The 16175-nt window shown below is 47.9% G+C and carries 11 protein-coding genes; 6 read left to right on the top strand and 5 right to left on the bottom strand.

The genetic code is table 11. From position 1 onward, the window contains the following. Window positions 1–578: 578 nt before the first annotated feature. On the bottom strand, window positions 579–1586 hold the full coding sequence (locus H6F56_RS07235) for a DnaJ C-terminal domain-containing protein (protein ID WP_190666295.1): 1008 nt from the start codon (window positions 1584–1586) through the stop codon (window positions 579–581). Between the two features lie 107 nt (window positions 1587–1693). Next, window positions 1694–3679, bottom strand: a complete 1986-nt coding sequence (gene dnaK, locus H6F56_RS07230; RefSeq protein ID WP_190666293.1) for a molecular chaperone DnaK — start codon at window positions 3677–3679, stop codon at window positions 1694–1696. Between the two features lie 314 nt (window positions 3680–3993). Here dnaK and H6F56_RS07225 point away from each other — a divergent pair, with 314 nt between their 5' ends. Beyond that, a complete protein-coding gene (locus H6F56_RS07225) occupies window positions 3994–4293 on the top strand; it encodes a putative quinol monooxygenase (protein WP_190666292.1) in 300 nt (99 codons plus the stop codon). Window positions 4294–4701: 408 nt separating this feature from the next. Here H6F56_RS07225 and H6F56_RS07220 read toward each other — a convergent pair whose 3' ends face one another. After that, window positions 4702–5070, bottom strand: coding sequence for a response regulator (locus H6F56_RS07220; RefSeq protein WP_190666290.1), 369 nt, complete (start codon window positions 5068–5070; stop codon window positions 4702–4704). 520 nt (window positions 5071–5590) lie between these two features. On the opposite strand from H6F56_RS07220, the gene pds reads away from it, so the two are divergent. The 4 genes from pds (at window position 5591) to H6F56_RS07200 (ending at window position 10272) form a co-directional block, all read left to right on the top strand. Beyond that, entirely contained in the window at window positions 5591–7045 is a 1455-nt protein-coding gene (gene pds, locus H6F56_RS07215) for a 15-cis-phytoene desaturase (protein WP_190666288.1), read from the top strand. Window positions 7046–7122: 77 nt separating this feature from the next. Further along, entirely contained in the window at window positions 7123–8052 is a 930-nt protein-coding gene (gene crtB / locus H6F56_RS07210) for a 15-cis-phytoene synthase CrtB (RefSeq protein ID WP_190666286.1), read from the top strand. Between the two features lie 559 nt (window positions 8053–8611). Then, entirely contained in the window at window positions 8612–9697 is a 1086-nt protein-coding gene (locus H6F56_RS07205; protein WP_199312625.1) for an EAL domain-containing protein, read from the top strand. Between the two features lie 161 nt (window positions 9698–9858). Then, window positions 9859–10272: a hypothetical protein gene (locus tag H6F56_RS07200; protein ID WP_190666282.1), complete on the top strand. Its 414-nt coding sequence runs from the start codon at window positions 9859–9861 to the stop codon at window positions 10270–10272. A gap of 223 nt (window positions 10273–10495) precedes the next feature. Here the strand turns inward: H6F56_RS07200 and H6F56_RS07195 are convergent, their stop codons facing one another. After that, window positions 10496–11029, bottom strand: a complete 534-nt coding sequence (locus H6F56_RS07195; RefSeq protein WP_190666280.1) for an RNA recognition motif domain-containing protein — start codon at window positions 11027–11029, stop codon at window positions 10496–10498. Between the two features lie 1028 nt (window positions 11030–12057). Next, entirely contained in the window at window positions 12058–14583 is a 2526-nt protein-coding gene (locus H6F56_RS07190) for a zinc metalloprotease HtpX (RefSeq protein WP_190666278.1), read from the bottom strand. A 467-nt stretch (window positions 14584–15050) separates the two neighbouring features. On the opposite strand from H6F56_RS07190, the gene H6F56_RS07185 reads away from it, so the two are divergent. Continuing rightward, entirely contained in the window at window positions 15051–15869 is an 819-nt protein-coding gene (locus tag H6F56_RS07185) for an alpha/beta fold hydrolase (RefSeq protein ID WP_190666277.1), read from the top strand. Window positions 15870–16175 lie beyond the last annotated feature (306 nt).

The raw sequence follows: 16175 nt of genomic DNA, 5'->3' as shown, positions 1-16175 counted from the left end.
GACAAATCTGATTCTGTGGTCGGATGTCAACAAAATGACCTGGCTTGTGCCAGTACTGTACCGGGAATTTACTCTCTGAAAATAGCTAATTGAACGAAAAACTCCCTGAAGTAAGAGATGGTTGTGGAAAATGGAAATGATGACGTATCAAACGCTACCAAATTGCGTTTGGCAAAAACGGATTTTGTTAAGTTAAGCAAGTATTAGAGGGAGTTATCCGGAAAAGCAGCCTCATCCCGGCTCATTTATTGTTGGCGATTGCTTAAACGATCAACGCGCGTAATAATTCTTAGTATTCGGAGGTTGACTTAAGAAACCCCACAACCTACAACGAATGTTATTGTTTGCGATTGCTTCAACGATCAAAGCACATGACAATTCTTAGAGCATTTTCCCTGATTAAAGCGACTCAGGCTGGGGAATGGGGAGCTAGGGATACCATTTTGGGTTTGATATTTTAAATGTCCGGAGTGCCCAATCCTTTAGAATTTGAACGATTGCCGGCATTTACCAAAATGGTATGAGTTGTGATGTCCCACCCTTGATCCCTCTCACGTTACGTTTTACAGCCCGGTCAGCTATTCCTGTAAATCTAGCCGGGGATTAAATGTTTCTATTAGACGCAACTTTTCATAGAGTTCCCGTTCTTGAGCACTGATTTCTGTGGGAACCATAATTTGAATTTCCACAAGCTGATCGCCTCGCGTGCCAGTGCCGGTGGGGTAGCCTTTACCGGCAAGACGCAGGCGCTGACCGGATCGAACCCCTGCCGGCACTCTCATTTTCACCAAACCATCAAGGGTCGGCACTTCAATTGGCCCTCCCAGCACTGCTTCACTGGGTGTTAGCGGAAGTTGGCAGCGAATATCAGACCCTTCTAACTTAAAAAAAGCATGGGGCGTGACGGTAATTTTCAAAAACAAATCTCCGCCGGCCAAACCTTGGTTTTTGAGACGGATACGCTGGCCGGTCACCATACCACCGGGCATATTGACTTCTAAAGAGCGTCCGTCTTCCAGGCGTATCCGTTCATTTCCTCCCACATAAGCTTTTTCCAGAGGCAAGCTTAGACGCGCTTCCACATCCCGGCGCGTAGCCCGAGAACCACCGACTGTATAAGCGGTTTTTGTCGTTCCCGGTCGAAACGAATCCGCCGAATCAACCCGCACACGCGGGCCGGGGGGTGGAGTGGAAACTGCATTGTCATTGCGCCGGTTTAGCAGCTGGTCAACAAAGGTGTTAAAGTCAGCGAACTGGCTGAAATCCACGTCTTCAGTGGAAGTGCGACCGTTGCTAGTACGACCGTTCCAGGTTTTAGCTGCCGGTGTTCGCGGAGCTTTGCCACTCTGAAAATCTTTCTGCTTCCAAAACCGGCTGAACTGGTCATATTGCGCCCGCTTGCTCGGATCGGAAAGAATGTCGTAAGCTTCGCTAATCTCCTTAAATTTTTCTTCTGCTTCTTTGTTCCCCGGATTCAAATCTGGGTGATACTGCCGAGCCAGCCGGCGATAAACTTTTTTAATCTCGTCGCTGGAGGTATCTCTGGGAACTCCCAGAATCTGGTAGTAGTTCCGAAAGTTCTGCATTTTCAGGTGTTAGGTGTCAGGTGTCAAGGTTCAGTTGCCAGCTACTCAGGGTTTAGTTGCCGGCACTCAGGTGAACGGCTGAGTGCCCATCGCGAATTGATGACCCATTAAAACCAATCATCATCCTCATCATCCCACTCATCTTCGCTGACATTTGTCCGAGGATAACGGGACTCGCCTCTGGTGACGCGACTGGCTCCTACGCGCTCAGAGGGCCGGCTGTCTCCGGAGAAGGTGCGCCGAATTGAGTCAAAGAAGTCATCCCCGTCCTCTTCGCGGGAGAACTGATAAACTTCCCGACTTATATCGTAAAGAGCGTCTTGGAGTTCCGAACTCGTCAGATCCACGCCTCGCTCGTCATTGCGGCTTAGGTTATCGCGCAAGTCTCGAACCAAAGATTCGATGCGACTGCGGCTGCGTTGGGCAAACTGCATTCCATAATCCAAAGCCACCTCTCGCAGCTGTCTTTCGGCTTGATAAGCTAGCGCTTCTGCCCGGTTGCGCTTTTCCACCCGCTCTCGCCGCAAGCGATCGTCTTGGGAAAATTGCTCGGCATCCTGGATCATACGGGTGACTTCCGATTCACTCAGGGTAGATGCACCCTGGATGGTGATACTTTGCTCTCGTCCCGTGGTTTTGTCAAGGGCTGTCACCTGTAAGATGCCGTTGGAATCGATATCAAAGGCGACCTGAATCTGGGGGACGCCGCGTGGTGCCGGCGGGATGCCGGTGAGTTTAAACCGGCCTAACGATTTATTATCTGACGCCATCTCCCGCTCTCCCTGAAGGATGTGAACTTCAACGAGGGTTTGATTATTTTCAGCGGTGGAAAAAATGTCTGATCGGCGCACGGGAATCGTAGTGTTGCGCGGGATGAGTTTTTTCATCACGCCCCCAATGGTTTCTAACCCCAAGGAAAGGGGCGTCACATCCAGCAGCAGCACATCTCTGACTTCTCCTGCCAGGATGCCGGCTTGTATAGCGGCCCCTACCGCGACGACTTCATCGGGGTTGACGTTTTCATTCGGTTCTTTGTCAATCAGGCTGCGTACCAGCTGTTTGACTAGAGGGATGCGGGTCGATCCGCCCACCAAGACGACTTCATCAATCCGAGAGGGGGAGAGGCTGGCATCCATTAAAGCTTGCTTGACAGGAATGCGAAGCCGTTGGATTAGATCGCCACACAACCCTTCAAACTGAGCACGCGTTAGCCGAGTTTCTAGATGTTTGGGACCGTCTTCGGTGGCGGTGATGAAAGGTAAGTTAATGTCGGTGACGGTGACGCCGGAAAGCTCGATTTTGGCTTTTTCGGCGGCTTCTGTGAGGCGCTGCAAGGCCTGCCGGTCGCGCCGCAAATCTACGCCCTCAACTTCTAAAAACTGTTCTGCCAGCCAGTCTACGATCTTTTTATCAAAATCGTTTCCGCCTAACTGGGTGTCTCCACTGGTGGCTTTGACTTCAAATACGCCATCGCCCACTTCCAAGATGGAAACATCAAACGTGCCGCCGCCCAAGTCGAACACTAGGATGGTCTGTTGTTGCTTGCGATCTAATCCATAGGCTAAGGAGGCAGCCGTTGGTTCGTTGAGAATTCGCTTGACTTCAAGGCCGGCAATTCGACCGGCATCGCGGGTTGCCTGTCGCTGAGAGTCATTAAAATAGGCGGGGACGGTAATCACCGCGCCGGTTACTGGCTGTCCTAAATAGCGACTCGCTTCATCTGCCAGTTTCCGCAGTACCATCGATGAGATTTCTTCTGCGGCAAATTCTTTTTTCAGGCGAGGACACTTAATTTTGATGTTGCCGGTTTCGTCCTTACGAATGGTGTAAGGCACTCGTTTTGACGTGGCGTTGAGTTCGGCATATTGACGGCCTATATAGCGCTTCGCCCCGTAAAACGTATTCTGAGGGTTGAGTACGGCTTGCCGGCGGGCCAGTTGTCCGACGAGTAGCTCACCTTCTTTGCTGAAGCTTACTACAGAGGGAGTTGTCCGCATGCCTTCTGAATTGGCAATTACTATCGGCTTACCGCCTTCCATAACGGCTACTACTGAGTTGGTTGTCCCCAGGTCAATGCCGACTACCTTTCCCATGCGTTCTTTTTCTCCTAGCTCTGAAGATTCTCAGTTGTCAGTTGTCCTTTGTCAATTATCCTTTGTCTTTTATACGCTTGCTTATGACTGATAATCCATGACTGATAACCGATGACAAACTTGCTGACTTTATTGTATCTTGCTGGTGAAACCTGTCTTGTAGCGGATGAGCTGAGTGTTGCTATGGGAATGGGGGATTGGCAATAGGGCAAGGCTTCGCCAACCTAAAGGTAGGGGCATGGCGCAGAAGGGAACAGAGATTGATACAGTAGGATCTGCTCTGTTGCCCAACTGAATTTTGGAGGACTCAACCTGTGGCCAAGCAAACCGTTCGAGTGGTGGCTCGTGTTGTCGCGCTTCCCGATCAGGTGGAGCCAGTGAAGTCTATTCTTTTGAGTATCATTGAACCAACTCGCCAAGAAGCCGGCTGTATTTTCTACGACCTGATGCAAAATTCAGCCGAGCCGACTGATTTTGTCTTTGTGGAAGAGTGGGAAACTCAGGAATTACTCAAGGCACATTTGAATTCACAACATATTCAGCAGGCAGTCTCTCAACTTAATGGCTTAGCTGCGATGTCGCCAGATATCCGCTTTTATCAATTGCTGGCTTAACAGTATTGACAATTTTCAATTTTTATGAATTAAACTTATATTCAAGATTCCTGGGCCGGCAGGAGCAATGCCTCTCTCCTCCTTGATCAAAACTAAGGGAGCCATTGAAATGAATTGTTTGTAGCATTCACTACAATCGCTCAGTTTTATCGAAAAAAAGAACAGGGCTTTTGCAAATTTCCATGTGAATGAGTGTGATTAGCACCACTCACACAACAGGCAGCGTAGAGGGGCATTTCAGCCAAGTAGAAACTAAGACCGGCCCAATAAAATTAGAGAATTCTAAAAGATACCTAGGGGGCCAGCCGAATGTGGGAGATTAAAGGTTAAAAGTAAAAAAGCAAAATTAAAAATAAAACAGAGAAGACTCTCCTTTTTTAATTTTTTATAGCTTGCGAATGCCGGCAGTTACAGTCCTTTCAGCAGTTGTTTAACCGTTGCAATCAGTTCGGTTGGGCGAAAAGGTTTGGCAATATAAGCATCAGCCCCTTGTTTCATTCCCCAGTAGCGATCAAATTCCTCACTCTTGCTCGTACACATAACAACAGGGATATTGTGGGCTTTTGGGTCATTTTTGAGCCATCGGCACAGCTCGTAGCCATTCATTCGAGGCATGACAACGTCCGTAATCACTAAATCTGGATAGCTGGCTTGAATTTGTTCTTTTGCTTCAATGCCATCAGATGCTTCAACAACATTGAGTCCGCTCTTTCTTAAAATATCTGAAACAATTTGACGTAAGGTTAAACTGTCATCCACGATCAGAACCGTATTCATAGATCCCTGCCTGCTAGTTTAAAACGTTAATAAGAAAGTGTAGATTTCCTACAGTGCCGAGCGACCCTCTATTGGATATCGTGCCCATTGATCACGTAAAAATTTACAGGGCCAACGATTTTAGGCTATAAATTTTTCCAAACAGCGACTGATCCAAATTCTCAGCCTCCAGCCATCGGCAATTTTCTAGGGACGTCTGAGAATTTTTGAGATCCGGTAGAATCGCCGGGAAACTTGGGAGACTCCATCCTAGCTGAATAACGAGAGAGTGCAAGCTATAAGCCACAATTGTTTTACCCCAGAGTAGCCGGCTTGCTCTCAACGCGTTTATGGATGGGAAAATAAACTTTTCTGGATACTCCAACAGGCAGAGGGCCGGCACTCCAGCTAAAAATCGTCAATATAAATTGATCAGGTTGGACAAAGCTTGCAAAATGTAACGGATTGCAACGGTATAATGAGAGGCGGGTAATCACACCCTTAAGAAAATCTTTAGAATCTCGAAAGGCAGAAGCATCAAATGCGAGTTGCGATCGCGGGAGCAGGCTTAGCAGGACTTTCTTGCGCCAAATATCTGACGGATGCCGGTCACACACCGATCGTCTTGGAACGGCGAGACGTATTGGGCGGCAAAGTAGCGGCTTGGAAGGACGAAGACGGGGACTGGTACGAAACGGGGTTGCACATCTTTTTCGGTGCATATCCCAATATGTTGCAGCTCTTTAAAGAGTTGGGAATCGAAGATCGGCTGCAGTGGAAAGAACACACGATGATTTTCAATCAGCCGAACAGTCCGGGGACTTACTCGCGCTTCGATTTTCCGGATCTGCCGGCACCGATTAACGGAGTTATCGCGATTCTGCGTAACAACGATATGCTCACTTGGCCAGAGAAAATTCGCTTTGGCCTGGGCCTAATTCCGGCGATGATTCAAGGCCAGAAGTATGTCGAAGAGATGGATAAACTGTCTTTCTCTGAGTGGCTGAAGCAACAAAACGTCCCCCCACGTGTGGAAAAGGAAGTTTTCATTGCCATGTCGAAGGCGCTGAACTTCATCGATCCAGATGAAATTTCTGCGACGGTGGTGCTGACAGCGTTAAATCGCTTTCTGCAAGAGAAAACCGGCTCTAAAATGGCCTTCCTTGATGGTGCGCCTACGGAGCGGCTTTGTCAGCCAATGGTAGATTACATTACCGAACGCGGTGGCGAAGTGCGGCTGAATGCCTCAATTAAGGAGTTTTTGCTTAATGAGGATGGGACGGTTCGCGGGTTTCTGCTACGAGGCTCAGACGGGGCGGCGGATGAGGAAATTGTAGCGGACGCTTATGTGTCGGCGATGCCGGTTGACCCGTTGAAAGTGATGCTGCCGGCACCTTGGCGTCAGCTAGATTACTTTAAAAAGCTGGATGGATTGGAAGGAGTGCCGGTGATCAATGTACATTTATGGTTTGACCGCAAGCTGACGGACATCGATCACCTACTGTTTTCGCGCTCGCCCCTGCTTAGTGTCTATGCCGACATGAGCAATACTTGCCGGGAATATGCAAATCCCAATCGCTCGATGCTGGAACTTGTTTTAGCGCCGGCTAAAGATTGGATTTCCAAATCCGACGAGGAAATTGTTGCGGCAACCATGACAGAACTCGAGAAGCTGTTTCCTGATCATTTCTGTGGTGAGCAGCCCGCAAATCTGCTTAAATATCACATTGTCAAGACGCCTCGCTCGGTTTACAAAGCGACCCCCGGACGCCAAGAGTGCCGGCCTTCCCAGACTACCCCCATTGCCAATTTCTTTTTAACCGGCGATTACACCATGCAACGTTACTTAGCGAGTATGGAAGGGGCTGTGCTTTCTGGTAAGCTGACAGCGCAGGCGATCAATAGCACTCAGCAGGTAGCCGTTAGCCAGCAGCCATCGGTTGTTAATGGAATTGTCAGCGGTCAGCTGTCAGTCGCAAAAACAACTGAGCGCTGATCACTAGCCGCTGACAGCTGATCCCTGACAGCCAACAACTGACCACTAACCACTGACCATTTCTAAGCTTGCAACGAATGCTGCAACTGCCTCATTACTCCTGCATGAACACGCTGGCTTCCCCAGAGGCCGCTTACGAACTCTGTCGTCAGATCACAGCCACTTATGCCAAAACTTTTTATTTGGGCACGCTGTTGATGTCAGAGGAGAAACGGCGGGCAATCTGGGCTATCTACGCTTGGTGCCGTCGCACAGATGAATTGGTTGATGGGCCTCGCGCTCGATTAACTACGCCTGAAACCCTCGACCAGTGGGAACACCAACTGGAATCCATCTTTGGGGGTCATCCTCAAGAAGATCCCGATGTGGCGCTAGCGGATACGCTGCAACGCTTCTCCCTAAGCATTCAGCCATTTCGGGATATGATTGCCGGCCAGCGGATGGATTTGTGCTGTAGCCGGTACGAGACGTTTGAGGAGCTTTACCTCTACTGTTACCGAGTCGCCGGTACAGTTGGTTTGATGTCGATGCCGATCATGGGGGTGGAACCATCGCCCCGCAAGGCTCCTTGGAATCGAAATGTACCAGCGGAACTTCCGATTGAACAGGCGGTGGCACTGGGAATTGCTAACCAGCTCACAAACATCCTCCGAGATGTTGGGGAAGATGCGAACCGAGGTCGCATTTACCTGCCTTTGCAAGAGTTGGCGCTGTTTAACTACACCGAAGAGGATTTATTTAATGGTGTAGTGGATGAACGATGGCGCGAGTTGATGCGCTTCCAAATCGGGCGAGCGCGCAAGTTTTTTACGATGGCTGAAAAAGGCGTTAGCCAGTTGAGTTTAGATGCACGCTGGCCGGTTTGGTCGGCGCTGATGCTCTACCGGCAAATTCTGGATGTGATTGAGAGCAACCACTACGATGTGTTTCGGCAGCGAGCTTATGTTGGTCGCTCTCGCAAGCTGTTGTATTTACCTGTGGCTTGGCTGAGGGCGCAAGTGCTCTAAAAGTTACTGGCAACCGGCTAAGGTATGATGGGTGGCGCTGGCTTGTGTGAGCGCCGCTGTTTACTTGTGCCAATCCAGCAAGATGAAGGCCGCATCCAAGTCAACCCAGCTACACTAATGGGAGCCGGTTAGAAATTTCATAATCAGATTTCTAAATATATTCCTTTGGGTAGATGCGCCAAAAGCTTACTCATGGAATCTTTTTAAATATCTGCCTAGAGGTATTTTTCATGTCTTTCTTGGGGTGGATTTACAAAAAACCTCAATTGTGAAATCTTTTTTAATGTCCCGCTCGCTTATTTCCATCTCTGCCTAAAGACGGTTTCACCAGAGAATGGCTGAGAAGAGTTTTTTAATCTCCTGATAACTTATTTACATATCCAGCAAGCAAAAATTTAACTAAAGCTTCAAGACAAGCGTTTTTTATCTATCTTTAGATAATTTATATATATTTCTTAAAGGGGATGCCAGGGAAATTAAGCGGTGTGATTTTTAGCACAGTATTAAGCGTCCATCCTGTCGTATATTATTAGGTAAATGAGCTTAATATGTCGTAACAATGAGCAATCTATCCCTAATGCCTCCTATCGATTCATTAACGAACCAACTGAAATTCATAATACAACCCTTAGATTTAGATACAATTAACGAGCTTGGCGAACTGGGATTTCAGCAAATTCCGGCCATTCCTCAACTCGTTTATCAAGAAGTCACAGAACCTCAGCTAGCTGCCGTTTTTAGGCAGCTCACCCGAACCCTAACAGACGCCAGTCAAGCCGCATCGCGTTTTTTGTTGACACGCTTACCCCTGGAGGATAACAGTCTACTGTTAGAATTTCTTCAGGCTCAGCCCCTGAGCGTAATTACGAACTGTGTGAGAAATGCCTGGTTTTTCCATTTACTCTTAAAGCAGTGTTTATTATTCAAGTATCAACCTATTTTTGATTTAGCTTCGGGTCAGATCATCGCTCATGAATGTCTGGCTCGCGCCCTCAGCGAACAGGGTCAGTATCTGAGCGGGCAACAATTAATTGATGCCGCCCTTTCAACAAAACTAACGCGCGAGTTTGATGAATTAGCCAGAGAAATTTGTTTGGATTCAATTGCCGCATTAAACACGAATCAAACTTTTTTCATTAATGTTTTACCGAATGCGATTATCGATAATTTTAAGTCTCTAGAACAGAATCTAGAAAAAGTCTTGGCGCTGGGATTACAACCGCACCAAATTGTGTTTGAATTAACTGAAGTTGAAATCCTCTCCCACTGCCCAAATTTGCCCCAGCTGATCAACCGGCTGAGAAAATGGGGTTTTGGAATTGCGGTTGATGATTTATGTGGTTGTGTTTCCATCGATCATTATGTGATGGAGGTTCGCCCGGATTTTGTTAAACTCGACCGGCGCTTGATAGATGGTTGCAGCAAACATCCTCTGAAGCAAACTTTAATCAAAAGTCTATTGCATTCTGCCCACGAAGAGGGAATTCTGGTTGTCGCGGAGGGACTGGAACACCGTAAGGATATCGAGTGCTGCCGCGATTTAGGGATGGACTACGGACAGGGATTTGGATTGGGGCGTCCCGAATTGACGTTGCAACAGCAATCTTCAACCTTTAGAGATTTTTCGATGTCTAAAGCTTCTTAGTGCGGATGCCGGCTGATTTGACTAATTTGGGAATTAACGTATTTTCGCGAGCGGTGTGGCAAGTGGGAAAAAATCTGTATGATGGGTTATGTTTTGGCGAAAGCAAACCTCAGCTTGCTTTAATTTCGCATCTCACACCGGCAATTCCATAACTACTATCCATGCAGCTAGAATTTGTTCCAGTAGAAGAGTTTTATTTTGCCCTCACCTTGGCAGTTCGCACACTAGAAGATTTAACAAAACCCGGTTTAGCCGAGCAGGTGCGATCGCGCTTGGAACTCGAATGCGGACAACCCTCCACCGTAGCCGCTGCTAGCCAGAATACTTTTAACTATGTGTTTCGCGTCCAAGACTACGATAACAGCCCTTCCCCCCAGGTCATGGTTTCTGTCGCTGACTGGCAAGGAAAACTGCGCCTGAGCAGTGATTATGGCTGGACACTTGACGAATCTCGTAAAGCAGTGCGGACTGAATTATTTAACCGCCGACAAGAATTTTCTCAACATCTGCGTACCCACCTCCAAGATTGGCTGCAAGTGCCATTATTAGAAGAAACTTCTAATTGGGTTGCCTGAATTTGTTCTGTTATTTAACTAACACTAAAAGATAGACCGATAAAAGGTTAAAGCTTTTTTTTAACCTTCAACCTTTTTGACGATTCCCCACTCAAACTTAACAATTTCAAAGACAATCAGCGGGCGCTTGCTACACGTGGATTTTAAAAATTCCTCCGGCTAATTCACCGGCACAAGTGTTCAAGTCGCCCGTTTTTAACTGTCTTAAGCGCAAAAGCTACATTTACGGGTTGCTTGCTTGAGCCGCTAGCATTTGCTTGAGCTTTTCCAACTCTTGTGCCCAGCGTGGATCTGGCTGGGAGGCTTCTTGCTGTGTAGAAGTCGAGGTGCCACCGCCGCCAGTACTGGTAGAACCGCGACGAGACTTATTCCCGCCGCCACGACGCTCGCCACCACGGCGTTCGCCACCGCCGCCGCCGCCACCACCACCACCGACACTAGGAGCGCCAGCGGCTTTGGTAACAGGAGCAGCCGGCTGTGGGGCTGATTCCTCATCTCCTTTACCCTTAGAGCGAGGCAATGCCTTCTCTATTTTGATTGGGTTTTCTTTAAACACAAAACCGTTGTACTTCTCGATGATTTGATCAGCTTCTTCATCAGTTTTGACGGTGACAAAACCAAATCCCCGACATTTGCCGGTTTTGCGATCAGTGATCACTTTCGTAGAAACAGAATCGCCGGCTTCCGCAAAAATATCTTGCAGCTCTTTACGATCTATTTCTTTGGGCAGATTCCCTACATAAAGACGAATTGACATGGACAAGTCCTCCAAAGTTGGGTTCCAACAAATTTACAAATCTTAACTTGATAACGGTCATCAAGAGACAAGGGTTGACACCAAGCAGCAAAACTAGCCAAGCTGTGTGCCTCTCTGGCAAACCTCAACAAGGCAGTTCACCTCTAATTGCAAAATTATTCAATAGGCTTCTGCCACTACATTGCACCCGACGCGCTTGAAATTTAGCTATACGGTCGCTGCGTAAGCTTTTGGTCATCACTAGGGAATGGAGGCTCAATGGTGTTTTAAGAATACTGTTGTTACACAATCTTGAGAAAAACCGCCGTAAATACCACTGGTGGTAGCCTGGGATTTCAAGCAATAGGGATGCTAACGTCCCGATTTGTCCCGTCGGGTATGCAGGAACTGACGCGCTTAGGAGCCGATAGCATAGCCTAGACACGCTTTGCCCAAAATGCTGTCTTGGTAACTCGCAATTCAGTGAGCGACCCACAAATCCCCTTGCTTTGAGGATATAAGATTTTAAACCCTTAATAAAGGTATCACAGCCTTGGGTATGGAGCTAGCTACAAGGGCGGAAATCCGTCTTTTTTATCTATAACAATGCCATTACTTAAAAGGCACTCAGTTAGGTGTGCATCTAACTTGCATTTTTCAAGTTGCCCGATAGCAGCAATAAATGGCTAGAAGCAGAGAAAGAAAAACGAATTTCCACAGATATCGTTACCTACATTTCCCATGCTGGCAAGCAGTAAAAGTTAAATGCCTGACAGCTTACGCAAAAAACCAGCCGATGGCTGCGGCTGGCTGAAATTGCTGTGTTGGGAGAAGGAAAACCTGATACCAAGACGGCTGAGCGACTGCAATAACAGAGATTGAAGGCTTGGACACGTCTGGAACCATGTGCTTTCTGTAAATAACTGTAACATTAATGGAAAAAAGTTTGCAACATTTCTTTACATATCAGGGAATTGGGAATGGGGCATGGGGAATTGGGAATTGGGAATTGGGAAGTTCTACTTCATTGTTGTCTGCTACCTAACCTTTTAAAGTCCACCGCGAGAAATCAGATAGGCTCCCCAGAGGGCTGCCACACCGGCTAGAATCGTAGACCAAATGGGGTGGCCACTGTGGCTGGTTTGACCGGCAGTCGTCGAAAGCGTTTCAAGATCGAGCCACGGAGTCGCACCCCGGCGAAACCACCCGGTTGCAATCACCTGCTTATTAACAAAATCGCTAGGACGAGGGGAATGAGGCCAAAGATTGCCGATTGGGCCAAATTTTGAAAGGTAGTGCAATTTCACGAAGCCGGCTGACGTTTGCAAAATTAAATCCTGTCCCAGCCAGTTGCCAATTCCTTTACGTCCCAAAAGCTTACCTTCTAAACGAATCGGCTGGCTATCCACCGGCAAGGCAGCAGGATTTGCCAGCAAAGCCGGCAAGCTTGATTCATTTGACAAATTAGCCGGTTTGATATCTGGGAAAAAGGAATTGATCCGCATAACCGTCCCCAAGCAAAATCCAGTCAGCACAAAGCCGGTAAGCAGCCATTGATGATCACGCAACACCCAACTGATTTCTGGAATACGCATCTGGACACCTACCCACCCGATCAGCCAGAACACAGCGCCAAAGATTAAACCTATCAGCACCCCAAAATAGGGGGCACCTTGTCGCAACAAGTCCTGAGTTTTTAGTGGTGAGTTTTGAATCGCAGGAGAAACCGGCTTTTTCTTGCTTTTCTTCGCTGCCGGCTCAGGCAGCAGCAAATCCAACTCGGTTTCTAACTTCCAAAAGCGGGCACACAGAGCCAAAATATTCAACCGATCACCCAGAGGAGGATGGGCATTGTTAATGGTCAGCCACTGCCGGTAAGGGTTACTGCGATCCCATTCCAGCAAGGGTTCAATGGGTGTTAACGGATAACAACTGCCCAGCGTGATCGCCTGCCGGCATCCCACCGGAATCAGTAGATCAAAGCCTTCGAGGAAATAGCTGGTTGAGCGCTGTTTCCCGACATCATTGGCAATCCCAATCGCTATTTTTAGTAAAGCGCGAGTCAAGCCATTGGGATTGCCGGTTGTTTGTGTCGCCACCCGATCACTATAGTAAAGCCGCTGCCGCGACAGCCAAAAAGCCGGCCAGCGGAATACCCAGAAAATCCCATAAGCGAGGGAAGAAATCACCGCCATTGTCCCGCCGAAAACTGACGAGAGAAAGGGGGATTGGATTAGACGTTGCCCGCGTTCTTCCCAGTCAGCAGCTTGCCAGTAGATCAGATAAGGAATCTGGACAACTAGAACCGCCACAGACATCAAAGCCAAATCCCAGTTGGCAATGTGCCCCAGTTCGCCGGCATAAATTGCGGCAATTTCGTCATCTGCCAATTGATCTAGCAAACCCTGACTCACCACAATCCGGGCAGTACGGGGCAGGTTGCCATAACTAAGCGCCACCGGCGCATTAATCGGCAACACTTTCAAAGTAGGCAAAGGCCATTTTTTCTTCCAGCAAACGCGTTTCAGCATCTTCGCCGCTTCTGGACTGTGGCTTTCTAGCGTCTTCACCGACAACGGCTTTTGACCATAAAACAGCTCTAGCAGTCCATCGAGTAACCAGGGCGACAATATTAGCAGCGCCAGCAAAATCATCAAAATAGACTGAGTTTGGTCATAGTAAAAAGCTTGAACAGGTGACATAAAGGGCAGTTTCACTAAGATGTCGTTGATGCTAGACATCGCGAAGTGAACAACAGCGCGAATAACCACCAGCATCAGGAAGACAGTTGCCCCCTGAAGTAACCACAAACGCCATTGCTTGGGAGCTCGCAGGGGCTTCCAATTTTGGGCGCGACCGGCATTACGCCAACTCGGTTGATAGTTCTGAATTTGGGGCTGAGGGGTTGACAAAGGTTCACTTTCCCCCACTCCCCCTTGCTCCTTCTCTCCCTTGCTCCCCTCACCGACAGATGGCTGAGCCTCCTGATTTGGGAGAGCCGGCGGTTTGGTAGAACGCCGAGACGGGGGCGGTGGTGGGGGCGGAACCGCTTTAGGTACACTCTGCCTAGGTTTTACCGGCAGGTTATCGATGGGGACAAAGCCGGTGGGACTGGCAGCTGCTTCTGAGGCTGGCGGCAGATTATCGAGGGGGACAAAGCCGGTGGGATTGACGGCGGCTTCTGAGGAGTTTGGTGCCGGTGAACTTTGAAAAACAGTCGGGTTAGACGGCTGTAGCAGTTGAGTGGGAACGGATTTTTTTTGGGAGAAACGCGCTTGCAAATCGGTGAGTGTGCGAGTCGCCCATTGCTTAACCTGGCTTTTCTCGCTTTTGCTGAGGGTTTGACAGAGGGCAATGGCCTTTTCGGCTTTGCCGATGCGCTCGTAGGCGACAACTAACCCCATCTGAGCACGCAAGAGTGAAGGTTCATGGAGTTCAATCTCACAGATGCCTTCTAGGTGAGCAATCGCCGCTGAATAATCTCCCTGCTTTAGTGCGGCTAAACCAGTCTCTAGGGAAGGAGTTACCCCAGAAGCGCCGGCACTAGAGGGAGGGGGTTCGGGAATCGAGGTCATAACTCCTCCTTTGGCTTACTTCCCAACCATAACCCACAAGCGTTTCACCCAACCTGATAGCTTCATAGAATCTTTGCGAAACTGGGCGTGAAAGCGAACCCAATTCCCGCGAAAATAGTAATGAGTAGTCGATATGGATAAGCAGGCCGGTACTTACTGCCTTCGCACCGAACGAACACATGAGGGGGAGAGGGGCTACCGATAAGAGAGAGGAAAAATTAAATTATCGAATCATTCATCGTGCTATCACTCTCAACAAAGTTATGCCCGATTTGTTCTAATAGTTAGAGCAAATGCTGTTAATCAAAACTCAGGGAATCGTCAAGAATATCTCCTTATAAAAAAAGGTGGATTTTTATGATGTAAACAAACAGGGTGAGATTAGCAAAGCTCAACTGGCCGTCCAAAATTTTTAACGACAAACACTAGCATAGAAATAGAAAAATACACCTAAGCTGAAAACTTTTATGGTTGGAACGACAAGCCTTCTTAAGCGTAATCATGTACAAATACTGGGCAATGGTTCTCAAACGATTATCTTTGCTCACGGGTTCGGCTCCGACCAAACGGCTTGGCGGCATCAGGTAGCAGCATTTGCTTCCGACTATCGCCTTGTCCTTTTCGATCATGTCGGAGCCGGCAAGTCAGATTTTTCTGCCTACAGTCCCCGCCGCTATAGCAGTCTTTACAGTTATGCCGAAGACTTGCTGGAACTGTGTTCCGAATTAAAAATTAAAGACTGCATCCTAGTGGGTCACTCGGCTAGTGGTATGGTCAGTTTACTAGCCGCATTAGTCCAGCCAGAGGTATTTCGTCAACTAATATTTATCAGTGCGTCGCCACGTTATCTCAACGATGTTAACTACATCGGGGGGTTTGAGCAGTCCGATCTTGACACCCTTTATGCAGCCATGTCGTCCAATTACTACGCTTGGGCCAGTGGTTTTGCACCTCTGGCAATGGGGAATCCTGAAAAACCTGAACTTGCCCTAGAGTTTGCCAATACCCTCAGTGGCATCCGCCCGGATATCGCTCAAGCTGTAGCACGGGTGATTTTCCAGTCAGATCACCGGATTGAGTTACCGCGCTTGAAAGTGCCGACACTGATCCTGCAATCAAGCGGAGATATTGCTGTGCCGTCTGAGGTTGGCTCCTATATGGCAGCGCATATCCCTAACAGTAAGCTACTGCAGATCGCTGCCCGTGGACACCTACCTCACCTAAGTGCGCCCGACATGGTGATTAATGCGATCAAAGTGCATCTTGATAGATGTGTCAAATTATAAGGAATTGGGCATTCTAAACAAATGGGACGAAAGCTGCTTCAAGCTGAAACGCATTTGTTTAGCTGCTCTGAAAACTGTTTTTGATTGAGGAAATCAGGATTAGTAGCGGCCGTCTGCATACAAAAATCAATAAAACTTTATAAAATCTAAAATTTCAATAAAAGTTTTAATTTTTGAGAAAGAGACACAAAGAGCTTTGTTAATTTTATTAGGATAAACGATCTTTGCTTTTGAACGATAAAAATTTTTGATAAAGAAAGGATCGTGGCTCCCAAAAATAAAAAAACAAATAAAAGGGTCTCAGGA

Source organism: Microcoleus sp. FACHB-672 (genome assembly GCF_014695725.1).
Lineage (GTDB): Bacteria > Cyanobacteriota > Cyanobacteriia > Cyanobacteriales > Oscillatoriaceae > FACHB-68.
Note: the sequence above shows the minus strand (reverse complement) of the source record. Positions and strands in the feature narration are given on the sequence as shown.

Coding starts and splice junctions, on each gene's coding strand:
- pds (WP_190666288.1), top strand. CDS start 5,591: ATGCGAGTTGCGATCGCGGGAGCAGGCTTAGCAGGACTTTCTTGCGCC.
- H6F56_RS07200 (WP_190666282.1), top strand. CDS start 9,859: ATGCAGCTAGAATTTGTTCCAGTAGAAGAGTTTTATTTTGCCCTCACC.
- H6F56_RS07235 (WP_190666295.1), bottom strand. CDS start 1,586: ATGCAGAACTTTCGGAACTACTACCAGATTCTGGGAGTTCCCAGAGAT.
- crtB (WP_190666286.1), top strand. CDS start 7,123: ATGCTGCAACTGCCTCATTACTCCTGCATGAACACGCTGGCTTCCCCA.
- H6F56_RS07190 (WP_190666278.1), bottom strand. CDS start 14,583: ATGACCTCGATTCCCGAACCCCCTCCCTCTAGTGCCGGCGCTTCTGGG.
- H6F56_RS07195 (WP_190666280.1), bottom strand. CDS start 11,029: ATGTCAATTCGTCTTTATGTAGGGAATCTGCCCAAAGAAATAGATCGT.
- H6F56_RS07185 (WP_190666277.1), top strand. CDS start 15,051: ATGGTTGGAACGACAAGCCTTCTTAAGCGTAATCATGTACAAATACTG.
- H6F56_RS07220 (WP_190666290.1), bottom strand. CDS start 5,070: ATGAATACGGTTCTGATCGTGGATGACAGTTTAACCTTACGTCAAATT.
- H6F56_RS07205 (WP_199312625.1), top strand. CDS start 8,612: ATGAGCAATCTATCCCTAATGCCTCCTATCGATTCATTAACGAACCAA.
- dnaK (WP_190666293.1), bottom strand. CDS start 3,679: ATGGGAAAGGTAGTCGGCATTGACCTGGGGACAACCAACTCAGTAGTA.